Annotated in this window: 1 protein-coding gene; it reads left to right on the top strand. The window is 62.4% G+C overall.

Annotation, left to right across the window (positions count from 1 at the left end; genetic code table 11):
* Window positions 1-213, top strand: a 213-nt coding sequence (locus tag N8L39_RS09355) for a type II toxin-antitoxin system VapB family antitoxin (RefSeq protein WP_261039389.1), incomplete at its 5' end; no start/stop codon positions are given.
* Window positions 214-263 lie beyond the last annotated feature (50 nt).

Raw genomic sequence — 263 nt, forward strand, 5'->3', positions numbered from 1 at the left:
CGTGAGCTCGCCAAACGTATCGCGGAGCGCCGTCACATCTCCATGACCGAGGCTGTGGTTGAGGCCTTGGAAGCAGAATACCGCCGTGTGGCCGCCGAGCGGTCTCTCGCGGAACGCCTCGGCGGCCTTGCAGACGAGCTTGCCGCCATGGCCAAGCCAGGCGGACGGGATATGACGCAAGACGAGATCGATGGGATGTGGGGGCATCCCTGATGTTCATCGACACATCGGTGATCGTCGCGATCCTTTCCAATGAGCCGGAT

This window comes from Streptococcus mitis (genome assembly GCF_946190285.1).
GTDB lineage: Bacteria > Bacillota > Bacilli > Lactobacillales > Streptococcaceae > Streptococcus > Streptococcus mitis_CP.